This window comes from Streptomyces sp. NRRL WC-3549, from assembly GCF_000721935.1.
GTDB lineage: Bacteria > Actinomycetota > Actinomycetes > Streptomycetales > Streptomycetaceae > Streptomyces.
In genome coordinates, this window is sequence record NZ_KL585387.1 from 1 (window position 1) to 2716 (window position 2716).

General features: G+C 70.4%; 2 protein-coding genes and 1 pseudogene. 2 read left to right on the forward strand and 1 reads right to left on the reverse strand.

Translation table 11 applies throughout. The annotated features are described in order from the left end of the window. Nucleotides 1–437 (reverse strand): flavin reductase family protein (locus IH13_RS0105235; RefSeq protein WP_031081408.1); only part of this gene is annotated, 437 nt, incomplete at its 3' end. 369 nt (nt 438–806) lie between these two features. Between IH13_RS0105235 and cdgB the strand changes: the two genes are divergently transcribed. Beyond that, nucleotides 807–2471: a diguanylate cyclase CdgB gene (gene cdgB / locus IH13_RS0105240; RefSeq protein ID WP_031081409.1), complete on the forward strand. Its 1665-nt coding sequence runs from the start codon at nt 807–809 to the stop codon at nt 2469–2471. A 132-nt stretch (nt 2472–2603) separates the two neighbouring features. Continuing rightward, nucleotides 2604–2716, forward strand: a pseudogene (locus IH13_RS45985) (carbohydrate-binding protein); the annotation flags it as partial.

Below are 2716 nucleotides of genomic sequence, written 5' to 3' on the forward strand. Positions count from 1 at the left end.
ACCAGCACCCGGCCGATCACCAGCGTGTGGTCGCCCGCCCGCACCCGCTGTTCCGTACGGCACTCCAGCGTCGCCAAGGCGCCGGTGACCAGCGGGGCGCCCGTCATCTCGCCCCGTAGATAGGGAATGCTCTCGAACAGCAGCCGGTCGCTGATCCGCCCCTTCATCGCGAACCACGACGCGATCTGCCGCTGCTCCTCGGCCAGTACCGAGACCGCCCACAGGGGCTGCTCCGCCAGCAGGTCGTCCATCCGCGAGTCGTTGCGCAGGCTCACCATGACCAGGGGCGGGTCCAGGGAGACCGAGACGAAGGCGGTCGCCGTCATCCCGACGTCCTCGCCCCGGCCGTGCTCGTCCAGGGGCGGTTCCTCGGCGGTGATCAGGACCACACCGGCGGCCAGGCGGGCCAGGGCGGCACGGAACGCGTCGTTGCTCACCCCCTCAGCATGCGGTACGGAGGCGGGGAGCGGGGTGGAGGAAGTCTTCTGCGGCACATCACGCACGCTAGCGGCCCGGATCGGGCCCCCACATCGGGCCAGGGGACCAGCCAGGACCTAGGACCTCGGGACCGCACCGGACACATCCCCGGCGATTTGCGTTCGGGAAACGGCGGAACGGACAGGAGGGGCCCTGTCGGGTATCCGTCGCTCCTGGGGCATGTGTTGTGACTTGAGCCACAGAGGCCACTATTTGTTGACCCTGTGTACCGACGGAACAGCTCACTGTGATTCAGTGACCGTGACACTGCAACAAGTACGTCGATATGAAATCTGGAGTTGCTGTCGAGGTCTCGGGGAGTGCGAACAATGGAGGCCGAGTCGGAGCCGTACGTCCGCCTTGCGACCATGCGGCAGCTGCACCAGGCCGTCGCTGATCTCAACAGGGCGCGGAGTCTGGCCGACACGTTGCAGGCCGTGGCCGACGGCATCGTCGCCGGGCTCGGCTACGAACTGGGCTGCGTCAACCTGGTGCGCCCCGACGGTGATCTGGTCGTCGCCGCCCTGGCGGGCAACAGTGCCGCGGAAGCGCTGATCACCGGCCGGGTCGGTTCCCGGGAGTCCTGGGAACGCAGGCTGTCCATGGGGGAGCCCTGGGACGAACTCCGGTTCATCTCCCACACCGAGGGCTGGGTCCTCCTCGACGACGACGTGCCCCAGTGGCACACCGACGGGCCCGAGCCCCGCTTCGAGGACGAGTGGCACCCGCTGGACCGGCTGTACGCCCCGATGTACACCTCCGGCGGAGGTATGGATCTCTTGGGCGTCCTCTCCGTCGACCGGCCGCGCAACGGCCGCCGGCCCGGCGCCTGGGGCCGTGAGGCCCTCCAGATGTACGCCTCCCAGGCGGCGATTGCGATCAGTAACGCCCGTCTGCGAGCAAACATGCAGCGCGCCCTCGTCCGGCTGGAGCGCGAACAGCAGGCCCTGCGCGCCAGTGAGGAATCCTTCCGCCAGGCCTTCGAGTACGCCCCCAGCGGCATGGCCATCGCCGAGATGGGCGGTGACCAGCACGGCAGGCTGCTGCGCACCAACGACGCGCTCTGCCGTCTGCTGGGCCGGCCCGCCTCCGTGCTGCGCCGCTACTCCTTCGCGGACCTCGTCCACCCCGAGGACATCGGCACCCTGCTGCGTACGTCCGCCGAGGGCGGCCGGGCGGAACTGCGCCTGGGCCGCCGCGACGGCTCCTACCTCTGGGTCTCGCTGCGCAACTCGGTGGTCGCCGACACCGCCGACGGCCCGCGCTTCCTGCTCACCCACGTCGAGGACATCGAGGAGCGCAAGCGCAACGAGCTGAACCTCGCGCACCGCGCGTCCCACGACGCGCTCACCGGGCTGCCCAACAGCGCCGAGCTCCGCTCCCGGCTCAGCGCCCGGCTGTGTGAGAGGCCCCACTCGGTGGCCGCCTCCTCGGCCTCCACGGCGATCGAGGCGCTGGACGCCGCCTACGGCGACACCGGGGCGTCCCCCGCGCACGGCTACCGGGCGGACGGCTACGAGGGCGAGGCGGCCCGCGGCGGCCCCTTCGACCACCACGTGCACACGGTCGCCCCGGACGAGGAGCGCGACGACGGGGCGAAGGGCCTGGCCGTCCTCTTCTGCGACCTCGACGGCTTCAAGTCCATCAACGACCGTTTCGGGCATCACACGGGTGACGCGGTTCTCATCGAGGTCGCCCGGCGGCTCTCCATCTGCGTACGGGACGGGGACACCGTCGCCCGGCTCGGGGGTGACGAATTCGTCGTCCTCGCGGACGGGCTGGGGGCGGCAGATGCCGCAGATCTGGCCGTACGCTTGCGTAACGCCATCATTCCGCCCATCAGGGTGGACGGCCGGGCGGTCAGGGTCGGTGCGAGTTTCGGCATCGGCTGGGCCGAGTGCGGCATGACGGTGGAAGAGGTCCTGAGCTCCGCCGACCAGCGGATGTACATCGAGAAGCGGTCCCGGTCGAAGGTTCACCGCAGGGCCGGCTGACGTTCACGCCCCCGCCCTTCCCGTACCACGCCCGGGTTCCGGGGCGGCCCGGGGCAATTCGAGGTCTGCTCCGTTCGGGGTAGGCTCGGCCGGTCGGCGACGGCTGGCGACATGGTGAGGAGTGACCCAGGGATGACGGCCGGGAACAACGGCGCGAGCAAGCCCGAGGACGACGATCCGTTCGGCTATCTGTACGCGGACGGGCAGGCGGCGGGCGCCCAGCCGCCGGGACAGGGCGGCTACGG

Bases quoted from the DNA above. Each gene is read 5' to 3' on its own strand.
- cdgB (WP_031081409.1), top strand. From the start codon at position 807: ATGGAGGCCGAGTCGGAGCCGTACGTCCGCCTTGCGACCATGCGGCAG.